The organism is Rheinheimera sp. MM224, assembly GCF_947090785.1.
In the GTDB taxonomy this organism is placed as follows: Bacteria; Pseudomonadota; Gammaproteobacteria; order Enterobacterales; family Alteromonadaceae; genus Pararheinheimera.
Map to the genome: position 1 here is coordinate 2,481,372 of NZ_OX352320.1, position 22,258 is coordinate 2,503,629.

General features: G+C 45.7%; 13 protein-coding genes. All 13 read right to left on the reverse strand.

All coding sequences use genetic code 11. From position 1 onward, the window contains the following. Nucleotides 1-43: 43 nt before the first annotated feature. The gene (locus tag OM978_RS11715; RefSeq protein ID WP_127023124.1) at nucleotides 44-304 is read right to left on the reverse strand and encodes a DUF2960 domain-containing protein; all 261 of its coding nucleotides are present in this window, start codon (nucleotides 302-304) and stop codon (nucleotides 44-46) included. Next, entirely contained in the window at nucleotides 282-1,460 is a 1,179-nt protein-coding gene (locus tag OM978_RS11720) for a 1-acyl-sn-glycerol-3-phosphate acyltransferase (protein WP_264342405.1), read from the reverse strand. The genes OM978_RS11715 and OM978_RS11720 overlap by 23 nt, the downstream gene beginning before the upstream one ends. Nucleotides 1,461-1,577: 117 nt before the next feature. Further along, complete coding sequence (locus OM978_RS11725) at nucleotides 1,578-2,096, reverse strand: cell division protein ZapC (RefSeq protein WP_264342406.1); 519 nt, start codon at nucleotides 2,094-2,096, stop codon at nucleotides 1,578-1,580. Nucleotides 2,097-2,205: 109 nt separating this feature from the next. Beyond that, entirely contained in the window at nucleotides 2,206-3,219 is a 1,014-nt protein-coding gene (pyrD, locus tag OM978_RS11730; RefSeq protein ID WP_264342407.1) for a quinone-dependent dihydroorotate dehydrogenase, read from the reverse strand. 166 nt (nucleotides 3,220-3,385) lie between these two features. After that, nucleotides 3,386-8,224, reverse strand: coding sequence for an NAD-glutamate dehydrogenase (locus OM978_RS11735; RefSeq protein WP_264342408.1), 4,839 nt, complete (start codon nucleotides 8,222-8,224; stop codon nucleotides 3,386-3,388). Nucleotides 8,225-8,451: 227 nt separating this feature from the next. Then, a complete protein-coding gene (locus tag OM978_RS11740; RefSeq protein ID WP_264342409.1) occupies nucleotides 8,452-10,770 on the reverse strand; it encodes an efflux RND transporter permease subunit in 2,319 nt (772 codons plus the stop codon). A 1-nt stretch (nucleotide 10,771) separates the two neighbouring features. Further along, nucleotides 10,772-11,797, reverse strand: coding sequence for a WD40/YVTN/BNR-like repeat-containing protein (locus tag OM978_RS11745; protein WP_264342410.1), 1,026 nt, complete (start codon nucleotides 11,795-11,797; stop codon nucleotides 10,772-10,774). Nucleotides 11,798-11,873: 76 nt separating this feature from the next. Further along, the gene (locus OM978_RS11750) at nucleotides 11,874-13,235 is read right to left on the reverse strand and encodes a DUF1329 domain-containing protein (protein WP_264342411.1); all 1,362 of its coding nucleotides are present in this window, start codon (nucleotides 13,233-13,235) and stop codon (nucleotides 11,874-11,876) included. Between the two features lie 20 nt (nucleotides 13,236-13,255). Beyond that, nucleotides 13,256-15,400, reverse strand: a complete 2,145-nt coding sequence (locus OM978_RS11755; RefSeq protein ID WP_264342412.1) for a DUF1302 domain-containing protein — start codon at nucleotides 15,398-15,400, stop codon at nucleotides 13,256-13,258. 302 nt (nucleotides 15,401-15,702) lie between these two features. Next, nucleotides 15,703-15,924: a DUF2835 family protein gene (locus OM978_RS11760; protein ID WP_233007295.1), complete on the reverse strand. Its 222-nt coding sequence runs from the start codon at nucleotides 15,922-15,924 to the stop codon at nucleotides 15,703-15,705. After that, nucleotides 15,924-18,506: an aminopeptidase N gene (pepN, locus tag OM978_RS11765; protein ID WP_264342413.1), complete on the reverse strand. Its 2,583-nt coding sequence runs from the start codon at nucleotides 18,504-18,506 to the stop codon at nucleotides 15,924-15,926. Before pepN ends, OM978_RS11760 begins: the two co-directional genes overlap by 1 nt. A gap of 71 nt (nucleotides 18,507-18,577) precedes the next feature. Beyond that, on the reverse strand, nucleotides 18,578-20,128 hold the full coding sequence (locus tag OM978_RS11770) for a Na+/H+ antiporter NhaC family protein (protein ID WP_264342414.1): 1,551 nt from the start codon (nucleotides 20,126-20,128) through the stop codon (nucleotides 18,578-18,580). Between the two features lie 110 nt (nucleotides 20,129-20,238). Continuing rightward, nucleotides 20,239-22,257: a carboxy terminal-processing peptidase gene (gene prc / locus OM978_RS11775; RefSeq protein ID WP_264342415.1), complete on the reverse strand. Its 2,019-nt coding sequence runs from the start codon at nucleotides 22,255-22,257 to the stop codon at nucleotides 20,239-20,241. Between the last annotated feature and the right edge of the window lies 1 nt (nucleotide 22,258).

Here is a 22,258-nt window from a genome sequence, read left to right on the forward strand (position 1 = left end):
TTTCTTGGCGTAACTGGTAATTACGCCCTTTAGGTAACAACGTTCAGAGATTAAAAGGTTCCTGATCATCCCGCAGTAGCAGAATTTCGCTAAAGCCCATTTTTACAAAGGCGTTTTTGCGATAGTCTTTGAGCGCCCCAGTGCCTTTGGCGGTCATGGCGACTTGCTGCTCCATTTTACGAAATGCAGTTAAGTCTATGCCTTCGGCTGCTGCGACTGCTTCGAAGCTATCGGCGTATTTGTCGTAGCTGAATGGGATCTTTTTCCACTCACCTTTGTATTTATAACTGATATGTCGCGCCATCTTCCAGCTCCTTATGTTGTGTAGCCAGCTGTTCTTGCTGGGCTAAAGTCTGCTGTTGTTTCAGCGCCGGTGCTGCATACATTTGCTGCACATAAGGGCGCAGCTCTTCAGGTAAAGATGCCATTTTGGTTTGATACCACAGGCTTTCCTCGCCAGGGTCCAGCTCAACATCCATTTCTGCTGCTAAATAATTCACCGGATACAAACGGTAACCAGCCCAGATTTGACGGTCTATTTCAGCGGCTAAAGCAGCAGGTTCCTGACAACACCCCTGAATAGCTTCACCAAAATGCACATGCACCCGACCTTTTTGGCCTACTATGCCCTGCACTATGCTTTGAATATCTTCCATCTCCGACTTTTTGTATTCGCCTGTACTAGCCAACTGATGTAGCTCATTGGCTTTGGCCTGGTCTAGCGGGTCAAATTCGTAAGATAAACACACAGGCACAATATTTAACGACTGCATATAAGTCGCAAAATCCAAACCGCGTTTTTTACCTTCAATAAAAAACATTTTTAAGATAGCTTCGTCGGTTTGATCCAAACCATCTTTAGCACGGCCTTCTTTTTGCGCTATCCAGATGGAATGGCCGGTTTCAAGCGAATCTTTGATGTAGGCTGACAAATGGCTCAGGGCTTTGAGCATTTCGCGTGGGGCTTTGATAGAGCGTTTAACAATAAAGCTTTTATTAAGCTTCATCAGCTCAGTCGCGCATTGCATTTTCAGCAAATTATCGCCAATAGCGATACGTACTGTGTCCATGCCCTTTTGATGCAGACACCAGTTCAGCAGTGCCGGATCCATAGCGATATCCCGATGGTTCGAGATAAATAAATAGGATTGTTTTGGATCTAAATGCTCAAGGCCACTAACACTGACACCAGCCGAGCTTTTCTGCAGGCTTTGTTGTAAAAAATCGGCCACCATATTCTGCACATCAGAGACAGTGCGCAAGCCTTTGGCTTTACGCGCCAATAACCAGCGCAATACAGGGGTAAACAGATAACGGATAGTTTTAGGCCAGCTGGCCAGGCGGTAATTTAAAATGGCATGCAAAAAATCGGCATCGTCCAATAAACGACAAATCGCTTCTGGTACTTCATGATCAAAATATGGGCGAATATCCTTGAAAGGATCCGTTTGATTTGGCACAGCTTTTAAACCCCAGCTTGAAAATGTGCCCTATTCTACCTGTTGCCAGACGGATCACCAGACTAATCTGGCCCGATCACTTGGCGGTTGTTGAATTATTGAGCGCTTTTAGTTAAATCAGGCAGTCAAAGCGTAAAGAGGCGCAAATTGCACCGGCATCAGACGGTTTTGTTGCACCCGCACCAACTGACCAGCCGATAATTGCTTGCCGTTTAACAGCTCCATAGGCTCCAGTAGCAAGCAATCCACCATAGGGTCAGCTTTTGCTACCAGCAACACTTTAGCGCGGCTTAAACCTTCGAGTTTGGCGATACTCATTAAGTCGGTGCGGCTTTCTATACTGGAGAAGTTAAACAGGTGGCTTTTTTGCACAGGAGCCTTCACAAAACTCAAAGCGGCAACGGCTTGAGCTGCGACTGTCAGTAGATCGCTGTCAGGCAACAAACCTTCCAAAGCTTCAGCAAAATCCATCAACAACTGTGCTTGTTCCATACACAAGCTTTGCTGCTCTGGTTTAACGTTCAGCTCTTTGGCACTGAAGGCCGTTTGAATATGGTGGCTGTTTGATAACTGCAACACCAAACGGTCTTGCTCATCGCAATACTGCCAGCACCAGTCAGGGCATAAAGACAACATACTCAATCCTTGTGAATTCAAGATGTTGCCTTTCTACACCTGTTTTTATACGCTGTTAAAGATTATTTTGGACTAATAATCAGGGATCCAAAATTGATCGGCATATGGCTTATTTAAGGCTCTCCACGATCTCTTTGATCAAGCTGGGGCCTTTATAAATAAAGTTTGAATACACCTGAACCAGATTAGCACCAGCGTCCATTTTTTCCTGAGCCGCTTTGGCTGAATCTATACCACCTACCCCAATAATTGGCATCTGTGGGCCTAAAGCTGCGCGGAACTGACGGATAATCTCCGTGCTCTTTTGCTGCACGGGCAAACCACTTAAACCGCCCATTTCATTGCCATATTTCAGGTGTTGCACCGCGCTTTTATCCAAGGTCGTGTTAGTGGCAATCACACCGTCCATTTTGCTGCGAAGCAAAGTCTCAGCTACTTGCTGCACTGCCACTTCATCCATATCAGGAGCAATTTTTACAAAAACCGGCACGTACTTATCTTGTTGTGCTTGCAGATCCAACTGCTCATTTTTCACTGCCTGCAGCAAATCAAATAACGCATCACCAAACTGCAGATCCCGCAAACCAGGTGTATTAGGGGAAGAAATATTCACTGTAATGTAGCTGGCATGAGCATAGACCTTACGCATACATTCGATGTAGTCGTCTTTACCCTGCTCGTTGGGTGTGTCTTTGTTTTTGCCGATATTAATGCCAAGCACACCTTTGTAGCTCGATTTCTTTACGTTCTCAACCAGATAATCCACACCTTTGTTATTAAATCCCATGCGATTAATAATGGCGTTCGCTTCAGGTAAACGGAACAAACGTGGTTTGTCGTTCCCCACCTGAGGTCGTGGTGTCACAGTACCTACTTCAATAAAACCAAAACCCATCTGGCCAAAAGCGTCGATGCAATCGGCATTTTTATCCAAACCTGCAGCTAAACCCACAGGATTATCAAAATGAATACCGGCTACTGTCACAGGTTTCTTCGGTAAATCCTGACGCCACAGCAAGGATGCCGGGGTATTTTTTAAATGCTTTAAGCTGCCAAGGGCCAGGTGATGTGAAAACTCAGCATCTGTACAAAACATTAAAGAACGCGCCAGTGAATAGAACATAACAACCTGCTTTTTATCAATAAAGGATGAAGGTGAAAAAATCGTCTGGAACGATTTTTAACAGCTTTAGCTGGCCCGAAGGGTGCTTTGCAGGATAGCAGAGCATAAAAACCGTATAAAAAAACCGGCTCATAAAAGAGCCGGTGTATTCTAGCTGGAACCTGAATTATTTCACAGGGTCACAGTGATGACTGAGTAACATCAGCTCACGCAAAGCCACTGAGAACTTGGCAAATTCATGGCTCTTGGTCGTTTTGAACTCGGCCAGCATTTGACGCCAACGCGCCAGTACTGGTTCATGTTCTGTGATCCAGCTGCCGATCACAGCTTCTGCATCACAAGCACCACCACAACCACGAACGACTACAGCAGACAGAGCACGTTGTTGCCAGTCCAGCTCTTCGCGGTACGAAGCACGAGCCAGAGCCTGCCAATGGTTAGCCACTGGTTGCTGCGTAATTTGCTCCAGGAACCAGTGCAGATCTAAACGATCACCCAGTTTGAAGTAAATTTCAGCACTCAGCAGCAGGCCATTTTTCTCTGCATCTGCCACCTGGGCAATGTCCATCACAGAGAAACAAGTACTCAGCTGAGCTAAATAACGGGCAACGTCAGCAGGCACGCCTTGTTCAATAAAGGCTTGCTCGTTGGCTGCAAGTTGTTCAGCTTCGGCTGGCGCCAGTAATTTTTGCAGGTTATTGCTGATTTCAACAAAAGCTGGTTTGAAGAAATCAATAGTCTGCTGAATATCCAGCGCCTTGTTACGGTGACGTAAGAACCAACGTGTCGTGCGGCGCATAGTACGTCGCAACTGGTGGAATAACTTGATTTGCAATGCTGCAGGGATCACGTTATCCAATTCTTCCAGCTTGTTCCATACCGCTTCCACATCAAATAAGTCGCGGGCTATGGTGTAGCACACTGCTACTTCAGCAATAGAAGAACCTGTTTCTTCCATCATACGTTGGGCAAAGTTTGCGCCCATATCATTGACAATCAGGTTAGCCAGTTTGGTCGCGATGATCTCAGCTTTTAACGGGTGAGTTTCCATCTCTTTGGCATAACTTTGCTGCAGCACTTTCGGGAATGCAGTAAACAGATGACGTTTGAAGTAGCTGTTTTCATAAATTTCCGGCAGTACCAGCCACTCTTTCATTACCATTTTGCCGTAAGCGGTCAGAATGGCCAGCTCAGGACGGGTTAAGCCCTGGCCTTTGGCAGTACGTTCAGCCAAAGCGTCGTCTGAAGGTAAAAACTCCAGTTCACGGTTTAACTTGCCGTCTTTTTCCAAAGCATGGATAAAGCGGGTGTATTCCTTCATCTGCTCAGCGCCCAGCACTGAAGACACAGAAATACTCTGAGTTTGACGGTAACAGTCGTTAATAACGATATCAGCCACATCAGTGGTCATCGCAGCTAACAACTCATTACGTTGCTTCAGCGTCATATCACCGCTTGCGACCAGAGCGTTTAACAGTATTTTGATGTTTACTTCGTTATCTGAACAATCTACACCACCAACGTTATCGATAAAGTCAGTGTTGATGCGGCCACCGTTGTTAGCGTATTCAATACGGCCACGTTGAGTAGTACCTAAGTTACCACCCTCGCCTATGACTTTAGCTTTCACTTCTTTACCGTTCACGCGAACAGCTTCAGAACCACGGTCACCGACTTCTGCGTGAGTTTCATCAGTCGCTTTGACATAAGTACCGATACCACCGTTCCAAATCAGATCCACGTCCATCATCAATGCGGCGCGAATAAATTCGTTTGGCGTCAGACTGACGGCTGTAGTGCCTAACATCTGCTGAATTTGTGGTGTCAGCTTGATGGACTTGGCGCTACGGGAGAACAAACCACCACCTTCGGAGATCAACGACTTATCAAAGTCATCCCAGGTCGACGTTGGTAAGTTAAACATGCGCTCACGTTCAACAAAGGTTTTGGCTGCATCTGGATTCGGGTCAACAAAAATGTGCATATGGTTAAATGCAACCTGCAGACGGATATGTTTGGATAACAACATGCCGTTACCAAATACGTCACCGGCCATATCGCCTATACCCACACAAGTGAAATCTGTGGTCTGGCAGTCGATGCCTACTTCACGGAAGTGACGTTTCACCGACTCCCAACCACCGCGGGCTGTAATACCCATACCTTTGTGGTCGTAACCGTTTGAGCCACCAGATGCAAAGGCATCACCTAACCAGTGATTGTATTCAGCAGAAATCGCGTTAGCGATGTCTGAAAAAGTTGCAGTGCCTTTATCGGCTGCTACTACTAAATACGGGTCATCTTCGTCTAAACGCACAACAGATTTAGGCGCAACAATCTGGCCCTGCACTATGTTATCTGTGATATCTAACAGACCACGGATAAAGGTGCGGTAACATTCTTTACCTTCGTTTAAGTAAGCCTCGCGACCACCGGTTTCTGGCAATTTCTTACAAACAAAACCACCTTTCGCACCTACTGGTACTATCACTGTGTTTTTTACTTGCTGAGCTTTTACCAGTCCTAAAACTTCAGTACGGAAGTCTTCACGACGATCGGACCAACGCAGACCACCACGAGCCACTTTACCACCGCGTAAATGCACACCTTCAACGCGTGGTGAGTAAACAAAAATCTCAAAAGCCGGTACTGGCAATGGCATATCCGGCACTAAAGACGATTTCACCTTAAAGGAGATGTAGCTCTTCTGCTGGCCCTGCGCATTTGGCTGGAAGTAGTTGGTACGTAAAGTAGCCGACATCATGGCAACAAAACGACGGATGATACGGTCATCATCCAGGTTTACTACGCTATCCAGTTGCTCGTTTAATTGCTTTTCAATGGCTTCAATAGCTGCTGCATCACCGGTATTTTGTGGATCAAACTTGGTGTTAAACAGTTGCACTAACAAATGCGCCAGTTTTGGATAACGGGCAAAAGCGTTTTCTACGTAAGACTGACTGAAAGTACCGCCAATCTGACGTTTGTATTTAGCATAAGCACGTAATAACGAGGCTTCACGGCCTGTTAAACCAGCGCCTAAAATCAGACGGTTAAAGCCGTCGTCTTCCAGATCGCCTTTCCACACTTTGGCAAAAGAGTCCTGGAAGGATAACTGCGCTTGTTCAAAGTCTGTTGGCATAGCGCCGTTAACTTCCATAGCGAAGTTTAAAATCCAGCTGACTGAGCCATCCGGGCAACGCACGGCATAAGGGGTTTCACCTATCACACGTAAGCCGAAGTTTTCCAGTATTGGCAAAACATCAGATAAATGGATTGGGTGATCTTTATGGAACAGGTTCAGACGCACAGCTTTACTGTCGTTACGCTCTTCCTGAGGACGGTAAAACAACATGTCCAGACGGTGTTCGTCGTTTAACGACTCGATTTTTTCAATGTCGACCAAGGCATCGTTTGGCAACATTTCGTCTTTGTAAGACGACGGGAAAGCCGTTAAATACTTACGGGCCAGTTCACGACCACGGGCTTCACCATAATGGCCAACCAGTGCAGATTCCAGCTTATCTTCCCAGGTACGGGCCGCTTCAACTAAATTGCGTTCAATTTCTTTCACATTAAACTCGATATTGTTATCGTTGATCCGAACGAAATAATGGGTACGCGCCAACACAGATTCAGAGAAGTAAGTGGTAAATTCCACAGCTTCAGTGCTGCCCAGAGACTGAGCCAGAATTTGTTGCGTAACTTTACGCAGCTGAGTGTTATAACGCTCACGAGGCACATACACCATAGCCGAGACAAAACGGCCGAAGGCGTCTTTACGCACAAACAGACGTGTCATATCACGTTCCTGCATTTGCAGTACGCCAGTCGACACATCTAACAACTCGTCTGTGGTGGCCTGGATCAACTCATCCCGCGGGTAAGTTTCCAAAATATTCAGCAATGCTTTGTAAGCGTGGGTGCCGTGGGCAAAACCAGACTTCGCCATCACTTTGGCCAGCTTGTTTTTCAGCAATGGAATATCAGCAGCGCTGTTGTTGTATAAGGATGACGAATACAAACCAATAAAGCGGTCTTCCCCTATCACATGGCCTTTGTCGTCAAAACGTTTGATACCAACATAGTCGATATAAGCAGGACGATGGACGCGAGATTTATTATTGGTTTTGGTCAGGATCAGCAAAGACGAACTTAACGCCTGCTTGCGGGCCTGCTCTGGTAAATCAGATAACATTAAATCGCGGGAGGTGGAACGGCGCATTAAACCTAAAGCACTGTCGTTCACGCCTTCAATTTTATGGTCGCCTTCTACCGCTTTGATGCGATATTCACGATAACCTAACAAGGTGAAGTTATCTTTGGCCATCCAGTTTAAAAACTCTATGGCTTGTTCCAATTCAGTTGAATGGATGGAAGCGGCTTGTTTTGGCAAGTCAGCAATCACCTGCAGCAGTTTAGCCCGGGTTGGTTTCCAGTCCTGCACAGCTAAAGACACATCTTCCATCACAGATTGCAGTTCGGAGGTTAAAGCTTCTACTGCAGCTTTGTCTGTCATGCGATCAATTTCGATGTGGAACACGGTTTGTTCAGTGCTGGCTTGTTCTACAGTGCCCAGTTTAAAAAAGTCCGTGATGTCGTTTTTATCGTTACGGAGCGTTTGCAATGGGTAATGCAATAACAAATGCGCGGTGATGGATTGGCGGCTTAATGCCATCCGTACCGAGTCCACTAAAAACGGGCTGTCTTTCACTACGATTTCAACAATAGTGTGTTTAGACTCCCAGCCGTGTTTTGCGATCTCAGGGTTAAAGACGCGGATTAATGCCTTGGCATCCGTATGACCGTTAAAGCTTTGCCATAAGCTCAGTGCAGCGCCATATAAATCGCTGTCATTACGACCAAACAAATCTTCATGAGACATATTGCCATACAGAGTGTGGGCAAATTTTTCGACCAGTTCGACCTGATCTTTGACTTTAGAACGAATAAGCTTACTTACATTTTGTAGTAGTACAGAAGGTTGACCGTCTATCAGTGCCATTTTTGTATCCTTTTTTGAAACCTCAGACTACGAAGACTGGGTTTACTTACATACAGAGCGTGTCAGGTGCGAAGTTTATTGAGTATTGACGGGCTTTTCGAGCTTTATTTATGTCTTTGTTACTGGTTGTACCAGAATAAAAATCGCTGATTTGACAAGTTATTCATCCGCTGTAAATAGAAAATGGCCTTACGGCCATTTTCTTGTTTAAACATGCAGTTTTGTGACTAGTTATTTTTTCGCCAGAAAAAGGCAGCCAGTGCTGGTAACACCAGAATTGCACCGAGCATATTCACTAAAAACATAAAGGTCAGCAGTATGCCCATATCCACCTGGAATTTCAGCGCCGAGAATACCCAGGTGCTGACACCAATGGCCAAGGTGATACCGGTAAAGAGTACCGCACTGCCCGTCTCTTTTAATGCAGTAAAATAAGCCTGACGCAAAGGCGTGCCATCACGCAGCAATTGCGTCATGTTCGACAGGATATAAATACCGTAGTCGACACCTATACCCACACCGAGCGCTATCACAGGTAAAGTGGACACTGTTAAACCAATTTCCAGTTTGGTCATTAGCGCAGTCGCCAGAATAGACACCACATAAAGTGGCACTATCACAGCCACTGTGGCTTTCACCGAACGGAAGCTGATTAAACACAGCACTATCACTGCACCATAGACATACCACATCATAGGGGTCTGAGCCGCGTCCACAGCTTCGTTCGTAGCCGCCATCACACCTACAGGACCAGAAGCTAACTTAAACTTCACGTCATCTGTGCTCAATTCTGCGCCGGCTTTTTTCGCTGCAGCAACCACTGTTTCAATGGTTTCGGCTTTGTGATCGTTTAAGAACAGAATCACCGGCATCACAGAACAGTCACTGTTCAGTAAACCTGTGCTGGTTTCTACCCGGCTAGAGGACTGCACTAAGCTTTCTGTGGTGCGTGGCAAGACTTTCCATTTCACGTTGCCTTCGTTAAAGGCAGCATTGATGGTTTTGGACACAGACGCCAGCGACACAGCAGACTGTACCCCAGGCACGTTTTCCATCTGCCACTGGAACTGATCGACGCGATTCATCACATCATGGAAAGTACAACCGTTGGCTGGTGTTTCCACCATCACGTTGATGTAATCGACAGAAATGGCGTAACGGTCGGTAATTAGGAAAGTATCCTGGTTATAAACCGAGTCTTCATGTAAGGCCGGAGCTCCCGGATGCAAATCACCAATTTTCAGGTAAGCACTTTGTTGCCAGCCCAACACAAAGAGCCCTGCCGTAACAGCTAACACCACTACTGCATATTTAGGGGTGGCAAAGGCGGACAAGCTATACCAGAACTTATCAATGCGTGGGTGTGGAGTACGAACTTTTTCTTTGTACTTGTCGCTAAACCGCACATAGGACATCAGCACAGGTAACAAAATCAGGTTGGTCAGAATAATAATGCCGACACCTAAACTGGCGATAATGGCCAGTTCACGAATAACACCAATATCAATAATCAATAAGGTAATAAAACCCACTGTATCAGATAGAAGTGCAATACCACCTGGGATCAATAACTTGCGGAAGCTGGCCTCTGCTGCAGTTTTTGCGTCCATGCCCATAGCCACATTTTTACCTGTCGCATTGATCATCTGTACGCCGTGACTGACACCAATTGCAAAAATCAGGAATGGCACCAGAATAGACATAGGGTCTATACCAAAGCCCATCAGCGTCAGACTGCCCATTTGCCAGATCACCGCAATCAATGAGCACGCTATCGGCAATAAAGTCAGCATCACTGAACCGCTGAACAAGTACACCATAATGGCAGTGATCACTATGGCAATAGCAAAAAATGCCAACACGCCTTTAGCCCCGTCAGCAACATCGCCGACCATTTTGGCAAAACCAATGATATGTACGGTCAGGTTTTCGTTTTGATACTGGCCACGCACCTGTTGCTCAAGTTCAGCGGCAAATTTAATGGTATCGAGTTTTTGCTGAGTTTCAGGGTCCACTTCTAACAGCTGAGCTGTCACCATGGCGCAGCTAAAATCGTCGGCCACCATACGACCGACAATACCGGCCTTCTCGACGTTGGATTTGACCACAGCCAAACCTTCAGCCGTTGGAGCAAAGTCAGCCGGTATCACTGGACCACCAGCAAAACCATCTTCGACCACTTCAACAAAACGTGTACTTGGGCTGTACAGAGACTTCACCAGACTGCGGTCTACCCCAGGCAGGTAATAAATCTGATCATGGATTTTTTTAAAGGATGCAAAAAAGTCCTGGTTAAAAATATCGCCTTTGGCGTCACAGACTGACACCAGAATATTATTGGCACCACCAAAGTCTTTGGCATGCTGCATATAGGTTTGCATGTATTCATGCTGCAACGGGATATTTTTAGTAAAAGCGGCGTCCAGTTTAATTTGGGTGGCTTTAAATAATAAAAATAAAGTAGCGAGTACAAAAAGTACGATGACAGCCATGCGGTTACGGAATAACACCGTCTCGCAGCTGGTTACAATTCGATTCAGACTCATGTTATTCCGGCTTCTTGATTGCTAAGGTTCGAATTCCAGCTTCGGTCACTAATACCAGCTGATCCTTGACTGCGACGGCATTCAAAATGGCTTTACTGTCTTGTGTTGGCATAGACGTGAAGGTTACGCCATCATCCTGACTGACTAACAAAGTGCCCGCATTTCCTGTCAGATAGACATTGCCTGCATCGTCTGTCAGCACACTGTTCAGCGTAGCGATATGGTTTAGCTTTATTTCCTGCCAGCTTTGGCCAAAATCGGTACTTCTGAACACATGGCCTCTTAAACCTGCTGCTATCAGGCTGTTTTTTGGTGTCATCGTCACACCAAACAAGGAGCCGTTATAAAACTCTGTATGGCGGGTCCAGCTTTTACCAAAATCTGCACTGGTGGCAAAAAAGCCTGCTTCACCAATCAGATACAGCACATTATTATGCTGATAAATACGGTTAAAATGCGGAAGTACCGAAGCACGCTCCTCCAGGTAAGCATCAGGATCGCTCTCCTGCAGCTCTTTTAAATACTCCTGATCGTCCGCGCCGACCAATTCCAGATGGAACTCATCCAGCCAGGTTTTACCACCATCACTAGTACGGTAAAACATACCATAAGCACCAAGGGCTATACCGTTGTTGGCATCGGCAAACAAAATATCAAACAGGGGCTTATCGGTTTCTGGTATAAATTGCTGTAACTGCCAGCTTTGACCGCCGTCCTGAGTGGCAATAATAGTGGCATCATGCCCTACTGCCCAGCCGTGTTTTTCATCAGAGAAATACACTGATGTAAACAAACTTTGCACCGGAGTCTGAATTTGAGTCCAACTGGTACTGTCTTTACTGACCAGCAGATGACCACGATCGCCTACTGCGACATAAAGCTGATCATTAACACGGATTAAATCGGTCAGCACTGCTTTGTCTGCCAAAGGCATCATAAAAGATGGCATTGGCGCAGCTGCAGACTCAGCATGAATTTGGGTTGCCAGCAGCAAAGCTGCGGCAGAGGATAAAAGTTTAACCATCATTAGAGTTTTCACTCAGCTTCAATTTAGAAACAAAAACGGTTGGCATCAAGCCAACCGTTTATTACATGTCTACAGATTAACGGGTACCTTCACGGCGCAAAGCCGCTGGAGTAAAGTCGTTGTCTGTTAACGGCACAGAGAAATCATACATCTTGTCTTCGTTGTCCAAACCAATCGCGATATAACGACGGGTGTTCAGATCGTGGAAAACTTCCAGCGTACTCCAGTGTGTTGGTACTTCGTAGTAGTTCAGACCATGAGCAACAGCAACACGGTATAATTCGCCTCTGTTGTCATACAGATCAGCTACATGAACTTGCCAGCTATCTTCATCAATAAAGAATACACGTTTACCATAGACATGACTGGTACCACTTTTCAGGTTCGCTTCCACGACCCATACACGGTGTTTTTCCCAGCGCACGTATTCCGGATTAATATGGCCTGGTTTCACCAGATCCGCATACTTCACGTCTTTGCTGTGCAGTTTGTAGCTGTTGTAAGGAATAAACAGCTCTTGTTTACCAACTAACTTCCAGTCATAACGGTTTGGTGAACCGTTAAACATATCGAAGTCATCTGTCGTACGTAAACCATCAGAAGCTGTACCTGGAGCATCATAAGCTACGTTTGGCGCACGACGAACACGGCGCTGACCTGTGTTGTAAGTCCATGCCTGACGAGGTGTTTTCACCTGGTCCATGGTCTCATGCACTAACAGCGCAGTACCGGCCAGACGAGCTGGAGTGGTTACAGCTTGCTTGAAACGGAACAGAATATTTTCTTTCTGTAACGCATCCACTGTGGCATCAGGCGCTGAATATTTGAACATAATTTGTTCATCAAAGCCGATAGTTACATAGTCGCCAGAAGCTGTAGGCGCAACCTGACCGCCATTACGGCTGGCAGCTACACCACGGAAACGCAAGGTATGGTTCCAGATGGCTTCCAAACCGTTGGATGGAATTGGGAACGGAATACCAATAGCCGCATTAACAATACCGTTACCGCCTTCGACCAGCTCTGCATTTCCTGCAATTTTCTTCGTTGCATCATAGACATACTGAGGGTAAGACGCAGTACGGCGAGTCTGGTACACATTCATTTTGTAGCTGTCTGGATAAGCTTCAAACAGCTTAATCTGACCTGGGCTTAGCATGTTTTTGTACTGGGCCATATTGGATTTATCAATGGTAAACAGTACTTTATCGCCAGCAAATGGATCCGGGTGGTGATCACCTGGCTTATAACCAGCAGGGGCAGATTTAATACCGCCTTCCCAAGCAGGAATACTGCCATCGGCATTACCGGCCTTTTCCGCGCCCAGCGGCGTCAGATCAGCACCCAAACGGGCAACCTGATCCGGAGTTAACTTCGCAATAGCACCACAGCTAACAACTAGCGCAATAGTGGATGCAATCAGGGTGAGTTTTTTCATAATGGTTCTCGCCTCGTCCCTTAAATAGAGTATTTGATGTTAAAAGATACAAAATCACGGTCAGCTGTATTGTTAGTCGTACCTACACCACCCCAGAAGGCATTGTAAGAAAACTCAGATGACCAGCGGTTCAGATAATCAAAAGCAACGGTGTAACCCACAGACTTTTTATCTTTGGAGAACATAAACAGTGGATCAGGTGTAATACCGTTCACGTCGTGCGAAAACACCACACGATGCGACATATTGACACCAGCAAACACGTCGTTGAAATCTGCTTTTGCTAATAAACGGTAACCCCAGGCTGATGCAGTCGGGAACGGGTTGGTTTCAGCGCCATTCGATAATGCTGTATGTACGCCGTCTTTATTGACCAGAGGACCACCGTTGATAGTGCCTAATAAAGGACCGCCGCTACGGTCAGTATTTGGACCATTTAAACGTAATACCGATTGATCCGGCATATCGTTGATTTTGATACCACCCACTTCAGCTAACATAGTGAAGTTGTCGGCAATCCACATAGGGCCAAACAAATGAGTCACTGTGATTTGCGCTTGTGTGGTGTCAGATAAAATATAACCCTGAGCAAATTCGCCTGAGCCTACTTTATTACCGTCATAACGACCAATCTGACTAATACCTTCCAACTCTGGACGTAAGCCTGCATTGGCTAACTGCTCTGGCATACCAGCGTACAGAATTTCCACGTCGTCGATTTGCAGTGGCTCATCCTGACGATAGGCTAATTCACCCGCTACAGAAGTACCTTCTACAGTGGTGTTAAAGCTAAAACCGTACAGCTTGATATCTTCCGGATATTGGATTAAGCCTTTAGAAAACACATCCAGCTCGTTGATATTTTCTTTATTGATTTCGCCTTGATTTGCAGCCAGATAAGCCAATGACTGAATCACACCTAAAGGCTGACCATTTGCATCCACACCAACACGGAAATCAGAAGCTACACCTGAAATCAGTGGAGTACGGCTGTGGTAATTCATATGGTAAACGGCAAATTCAGTGTCGTTCAGTTCAGGAGAAAAATACTCCAGCTTGATACCATACTGACCACCATCTTCAGGTTCAATTTCACCTGCAGCACCTTCTGGTCTTAAGGTGACTTTCGTTGAATAAGCTAACATAGCGTTGACGGCAGCAGCGCGCTGAGCTGCAGTAGCTGCCGGATTTGTTAAGGCCGCTAATAAAGCAGGTGCGCTTTGTGATAGCAGGTTCATTTCATCAACCAGGAAATCCAAATCGATATCCGGGTTACCGGCAAAACCTAACTGGATATTCTGACCATAACCGCCTTCACCAGCGAAGTCGTTGGTAGAGAAGTATGAGCCTGGCACTGGCAAGTAACTGTTTTTCCATTCGTACTGATAAAATACCTCAGCCGTCAGGTTTTCAGTTACACCTAAAGATGCCCACGCCATACCTACAGGAATAAATGCTTCTTTTAAGTCAGCACCCGGACTACGAAGTACGCCTACGTCAACCGGAGTGATGTTGATACCATGTGGGATAAAGGTACTTTCACCCCAGCTTAATACCTGATTACCTACACGAACAGATAATGGGTTAGCGCCATCATTTAACGCGAAGTTACCGTAGACATAAGCATCCAGTAAACGCAAATCACGGCAAGCCAGTCGTTTCGCTTCGTCATCCCCACAAGGATCAACTTTGTTGTTCGATAATGGATTGGTATAAGCACCGTCTTCATCCATCAGCGCAGAATCATAGAAGTAGGTGAAACGGCCAAAGAAACCTATGTCATCTTTAGCAATAGATAACTCGTGAGTACCACGAAACACTTCAGAGAACATATCGCCGCGGTCATAATTCAGGTTGCCTGCATCACCATTGCTGGAGTATGCGCCTGGCTGAGCCCAAATTTGTGCGCCGGTATAAATAGGATTGGTAAAAGCGCTGTAACCTGTCCAGTCAAAACGCGGATGGTTGACCTTACTGATGGTATCCCAATCACGGTCTTCAGCACGCCAACTGGCACCGTAGGAGAACGTAGAGTCAAAAACAACTTCTACATCATCAAAATCAAAGGTGGCTGCCTGAGCACTGGCGGCCGACAAGGCCAATAGTGCAGAAGCGACACCCATAGCTAAAGTACTTCTGACGAAGGCACCTGGCTTAGTATTCATTCGTTATCTCCCCCCTGTCCCTGCAGGTATTTTGTTATTTTTTATTTTGAGCCAACCAACTGCTCGGAGGTCAGCTTGTATCGAAGAAATCATTACATCATTTTGATCGGGGCGCAAGGCTTGCGATCAGTCAAATCTGTTGATTTTTATTCAGTTTTTTCCCTTTACCCCTATGAAACACCCCTACTGATGCCCGATCCGGTTTGACCAGTTGAATGAAGATCATCTAACTAAATGAAAATAATAGCTAAAGTGGCAGATTTTGCCTGTTTTGTTTTAAGTTACCGTTTTAAGTAATAGCTCTAATTTATTTTTTCTAAACTGTGGAACTTCGCCTGATCGGTTAAGGTTAATACAAAGCGCGCGTTCACTCCGGCATGACTGATGTAAGGCCGAAAATGCCGCAGTGGCAGTTGCACTGTCTGGCCATTTTCAGCTTGCACCACCACATCTGTATACAAGCCCTGATAAAAAGCCAGACATTGATCCACATCCAGTACCAATCTGAATTTATACTGTCGCATCAGCTTAAACTCTTGCTCACTTTCTCATACAAATCATTACTCAACTCTTTACTCAGCATAGTCTGCAAAACGGTTTTTAACTGCTGCTGCCGGGCACTCTGATAGCGTTTCCACGACAATAAAGGTGTGACTAAACGGGATGCAACCTGAGGATTAATAGCATCCATCTTCAGCACCACCTCCGCCAACACTTTATAGCCGCTGCCATCTTCTGCATGAAACATAGCAGGGTTTTGCTGATAAAAAGCGCCAAATACAGCACGAACCCTATTTGGATTCTGCCAGCTGAATTGTGGGTGTGCAGTCAGTTGTTCCAACGTGGTAAATACAGACGATTGCGGATAAGAAGCGGATAAATTAAACCATTTATCCAATACCAACACATCAGTATTCCAGCGCTGTTCAAAGACACTCATCAGCTCTGTAAACAGCGGATGTGAGGCACTACGACAAGCGCGTAGCACAGCTAATTGATCCGTCATATTGTCGCTGTTCACGTACTGCAGGCGTAACAACTCATCCTTTCCTTCAATAAAGGCCAGATAGTGTAAACAGACAGAACGTAAAGCACGCTTGGCAACCTGTTGTTCCTGGTATTGATAAGCTTCAGTCTGTAACGACTGATAACAGTATTGCCATTGATCTGCCAGTTTATTCGCCAGCTGTTGCGTAAAGCTCTGCAATGCCAACACCAGATCCTGCACAGGTATTTCATCGAACTGCTCTGCCACCATGTCATAAGCTGGTACTGTCAGTAATTCAGCAGTAAAAGCTAAATCATCTAAAGGCTGAATTAATAACTGCCGGTAGAACTCCAGCAAAGCTTCTGGCAACTGATAGTCCGCTCCTGCATTTTTTGCTTCAATAGCGGTTTTGACCTGAGTTTGCCAAAGCTGCTGTATTGCATCCCAGCGCGCTACACCATCTTTAGCATCGCGGGCAATTTGTAATAGTTCATCCATGCTGTACTGATATTGCAATTTCACCGGCGCAGAAAAATCGGCCAAAAGCACAGGCACTGGTTTTTGACTGACAGCAAAACTGAACTCCTGCTGCTCCTGCGTCATTTCAAGCAGATAAGACTGGCTGACTCCTTGCGCTAACAATTCGACACGTACAGGCAGCAGCAGAGGCAGTTTTTCAGCCTGATCCGCTGTCGACGGAGTCTGTTGTTGCATCAACAGCTTAAATTCACGTTTTTTCGCATCAAACTGACTATACACTTTTAATTCCGGTGTGCCGGATTGTTGATACCAGCGTCGGAACAAGCTTAAATCACGGCCATTGGCATCCTGCATCGCATTCACAAAGTCATCACAGGTGACTGCCTGTCCATCATGGCGTTTAAAATACAAATCCATGCCTTTTCTAAAACCGTCCTGCCCCAATAAGGTATGCAGCATACGAATGACTTCAGCGCCTTTGTCATAGACTGTGACTGTGTAGAAGTTATTCATTTCCAGCACTTGTTCTGGCCGGATTGGATGCGCCATAGGACCTGCGTCTTCAGCAAACTGAGCTGTACGAATGGTTTTCACCGCATCAATGCGGTTTAAAGTCGCGGAACCCATATCAGCGCTGAATTGCTGGTCCCTAAATACCGTTAAGCCCTCTTTTAAACTCAACTGAAACCAGTCGCGGCAGGTCACTCTGTTGCCAGTCCAGTTATGGAAATATTCGTGGCCAATAATAGATTCGATATTAAAAAAGTCCGTGTCCGTGGCAGAAGCCTGATCAGCCAGCACATATTTACTGTTAAAGACATTTAAGCCTTTGTTTTCCATCGCGCCCATATTAAAAAAGTCGACGGCGACCACCATATAAATATCAAGGTCATACTCCAGACCAAAAGTCTGCTCGTCCCACAACATGGCGCGTTTTAAAGATTCCAACGCAAACTGTGCCCGGTTTTTATTGCCTTTATCGACATAAAACTCCAGCGCCACTTCACGGCCAGAGCCCGTGGTATAACTGCCTTTTAAACAATCAAAGTCCCCCGCCACCAACGCAAATAAATAGCTTGGTTTTGGGAATGGATCGACCCAGGTGACATGACGACGGCCATCAGATAATAAGGTTGAACTGACCAGATTACCGTTGCTTAACAGTGCCGGATAGGCTTTATCATCAGCAATAATATGAGTAGTAAAACGGGCTAAGACGTCAGGTCGGTCCAGGTAATAACTGATACGGCGAAAGCCTTCTGCTTCACACTGAGTACAATAGGCACCATTGGACAGATACAAGCCTTCAAGCGCGGTATTGGCTTTTGGATTGAGTTCAATCTTAAGCTCAAGTTGTGCTTTGGCTGGCATACCCGGCAGGATAAGTTGCTCAGGCGTGACCTGGTAGGCATCGGCATTTAGCAACTGACCATCCACGGAGACAGCTAACAGCTTCAGTTCCTGCCCATCCAGAGTTAAAGTGCCTGCTTTGCCACTGGCAGATTGTAGCTGGTAGACCGCAGTCAAGACTGTCGCTTCGGGATTTAACTCGAAACTCAGCTCCACGTCGGTAATAGTAAATTCCGGTGCTTTATAGTCACTTAGTTTTTTTGCCTGACGGCTGGATACCTGGCTCATCAAAAATCTCTCTTTTTAACACAAGCTTTTTAATCATTAAAATTAAGGCCAGTTAAAACTGGCCTTAATTATTATTTGTTACCTTGCACGGCTGCAGTTATTGGCGTGTCTGGGGGTGTCAGTTTCAGGATCTTAATGCCCATATAAGCATAGATCACCGCCAGCACCGGATTGATCAGGTTAAAAAATGCGTACATGGCATAATCCAATGGATTGACGTTCAGCACGCCATGCATATAAGCACCACAGGTATTCCATGGGATCAGTGGGCTGGTGATAGTGCCGCCATCTTCTAAGGTACGTGATAAATTCACTGGTGCCAAACCACGACGCTCATACTCTTCTTTAAACATACGGCCAGGCATTACAATCGACATATACTGATCTGCCGTCAAAATATTAGTCGCTATACAGGTAGCTATAGTACTGGCGATTAATGAACCTGTACTGTGCGCCTTATGCAAAATGGCTTCGACAAATTTTCGCAATAAACCAATGTGCTCAAGCACAGCACCAAACATCATGGCAGAAAAGATCAGCCAGCAGGTGTTCAGCATTTTAACCATGCCACCACCGTTCAACAGCTTATCTAATTCTACATTTTGGGTTTCTATAACAAAACCACCATGCAAGGTAGTCCAGACAACCTGCAATGGAGCCAACACATTATTTAACGCTTCTAAATTTATGGTAACAAACCAAAGATTAATACTGGATGCCAAACCTGAATGCAGTGGTGCAGCCATTTTTGCAATCAGCTCCGGCTGGAATAACACAGCCCAGACACCACCTAACAAAGCACCAATAAATACAGTAGGGAAAGCCGGTACTTTTTTCACAGCCATCGCCATTAACACCAGTAACGGCACTAACATCAAAGGGCTGATCGCAAAATGTTGCTGCAAGGCTTCACTGATCGCACGAATTTGTGAGTCATCGGCCACGGCATTGGCATTAAAACCTAATACAGAAAAAATAATCAACGCCATAATCAGACTTGGAATAGTAGTCCAGGTCATATGGCGGATATGGTCAAATAAGTTTGAACCGGCCACAGCAGGAGCTAAGTTGGTCGTTTCACTGACAGGAGAAATTTTATCGCCGAAATAAGCACCAGAAACAATGGCGCCGGCCGTAATAGCAGGAGACATACCTAAACCCGCAGCAACCCCTATTAAAGCGACACCTATGGTGGCTGCTGTAGTCCAACTACTGCCAATGCTTAAAGCAACGACAGCACAGAGCAAACAGCTTGCGGCATAAAACCAGGAGGGATCCAGCAACTGCAAGCCATAATAAATCAGCGAAGGCACTGTACCAGCAAGCAACCAGGTGCCTATTAAAGCGCCTACCGAGAATAAAATCAGCAAGGCTCCCAAAGACAAAGAAATGCCTTTGACCATAGCCTGTTCTATATCAGTCCAGCTGTAGCCGTTTTTCAGACCAATAATCACACCAGCACCTGACGCAATAAATAATGCGATCTGGTTGGCGCCATAAGACGAGTCGCTGCCGTAGAGATAAACAGCAAGAGCCAACAGGACAATAAGTACCAGCAGAGGAATACTGGCGTCTAAAAAACTAGGGGCTTTTATCTGGCGTGGTACAGGTTGTAGTTCCATGGACGTATTCTCATCACGATTGGTTAACACCAATTCTGTTGTTATAAAAAGGGGTCAGAGTCAATGAATGTCGTTTTTATCCATTGACTCTAACCCCTTAGCTTCATTTATTAGTCAGCGCGTTTTGCCAGATGCCCCAGACTCAACAGGTCTGCAGTGATCTGAGCTGTTTCTTCCAGCAGAGGATCCAGCTTTTCCAACACTTCCGGTAAATCATCCAGGTTCTTCACCGCAGGTAATTTCAGTCGTGCCAAACGTTCGTTCACACGTTTTAAATCACGGGATGTGTTTTCGTCTTTTTTCTTTAAACGTTCCTGCTCGTTCAGTGAAATAGTTTTTTCGTCTTTCTCTTTGTTATACAGCGCAATATCGTCCATCAGGTATTTGTATTCTGTTTCTTTGCTGAAACGTTCCTGATGTTTTTGCTGTAAAACCGGCAATGCTTTTTTAATTTCATCTGATGCGCTGTACTGAGCCGCAGGGATACTATCCCATGGCAAGGCATTTTCTTCTTTGCTCTCGCCCCACTCACCTGGTTCGATAGGCGAAGGGAAAGCAATGTCAGGGATCACGCCTTTGTGCTGAGTACTGCCACCATCGATGCGATAAAACTTAGCAATAGTAAACTGCACTGAACCCAGGGTCTCTTCAAACATATCGTAAACCCGGCCTAAACCGCGGTGCTGTTGCACTGTACCTTTACCGAAGGTATGTTCACCTACAATTAAAGCACGGCCATAGTCCTGCATAGCAGCAGCGAAAATTTCAGAGGCAGACGCACTGTAACGGTCAACCATTACGGTCAGAGGGCCATTGTAAAATACACTGCCGTCCTGATCCTGACTAATGCTGATACGATTACCCGCTTCACGGATTTGCACTACAGGGCCTTTATCAATAAATAAACCTGTTAAAGATACAGCTTCTGGTAAAGAACCACCGCCGTTGCCACGCAAGTCAACAATAATACCGTCGACATTCTGCTGCTTTAAGCTGGCAATTTCTTTTTTCACATCTTCAGTCAGGTTGTTGTAAAAGCTTGGAATGTTAATCACACCAATCTTTTTACCTACAGGGCTTAACTTAGGTTCCAGTACTTCAGCTTTTGCCGCTCTGTCTTCTAAACGGATTTTATCACGCACAATAGAAATTTGAGTCGGTACGCCTTTGGACGCATCCCCACCTACTAATACCTGCAGACGAACAGTCGAGCCCTTTGGACCTTTGATCAAATCGACTACGTCATCAAGACGCCAGCCAACTACATCAACAAATTCTTCTTCGCCCTGAGCTACACCAATGATTTTATCTTTGGGTTTGATTTTTTTTGTCATATCAGCCGGACCACCCGGGACCAGACTCATAATGACAGTGAAATCGTCATCACTTTGCAGTACGGCACCAATACCTTCCAATGACAGGTTCATTTCCTGTTGGAAGCGTTCTGCACTGCGTGGCGACAGATAGGAGGTATGAGCTTCAATGCTGCGGGCATACGAATTCATCACAATTTGGAAAACGTCTTCACTTTCAGTTTGTAATAAACGTTTTTTCGCGTTTTCGTAGCGTTTTTTCAGCAGCTTGGTCGTCTCTTCTGCCGTTTTACCAGCCAGCTTCAGATTCAGCGCATCAAACTTAACTTTTTGACGCCACAGCTCATTCAGCTGAGCCACATCAGCAGCCCATGGCGCATCTTCACGCTCAAACTCATAGCTATCTTTAGCTGTGAAATCAAAAGGTTTATCCAGCAAACTGATCGCATAGTCATAACGCTCCAGACGGCGCGTCATGCTTAAATTAAACATTTGATAAGCAAAATCAAACTGGCCTTTCGCCAGGCCGTTATCAAATTCTTTGCGGTACTGCTCAAAGCCGTCTACATCTGACTTCAACAAAACATTACGGAAAAAATCCAGACTTTTTAAATAGCGGTCAAAGACTTTTGATGACAACTCATCGTCAATTCGTAACCCGACATAGTGTTCACGGGTAAAATAATTGGTGATCCGTTTACTTGCCGTTGCATGTTGTGGTTCCTGCGCCAGATTTGGCACAGGAGATATAACCGGAGCAGCAACGCTGCTACCGATCACCAGAAAAAATGCCGCTAAGCTGGAAATTTTTTTCATT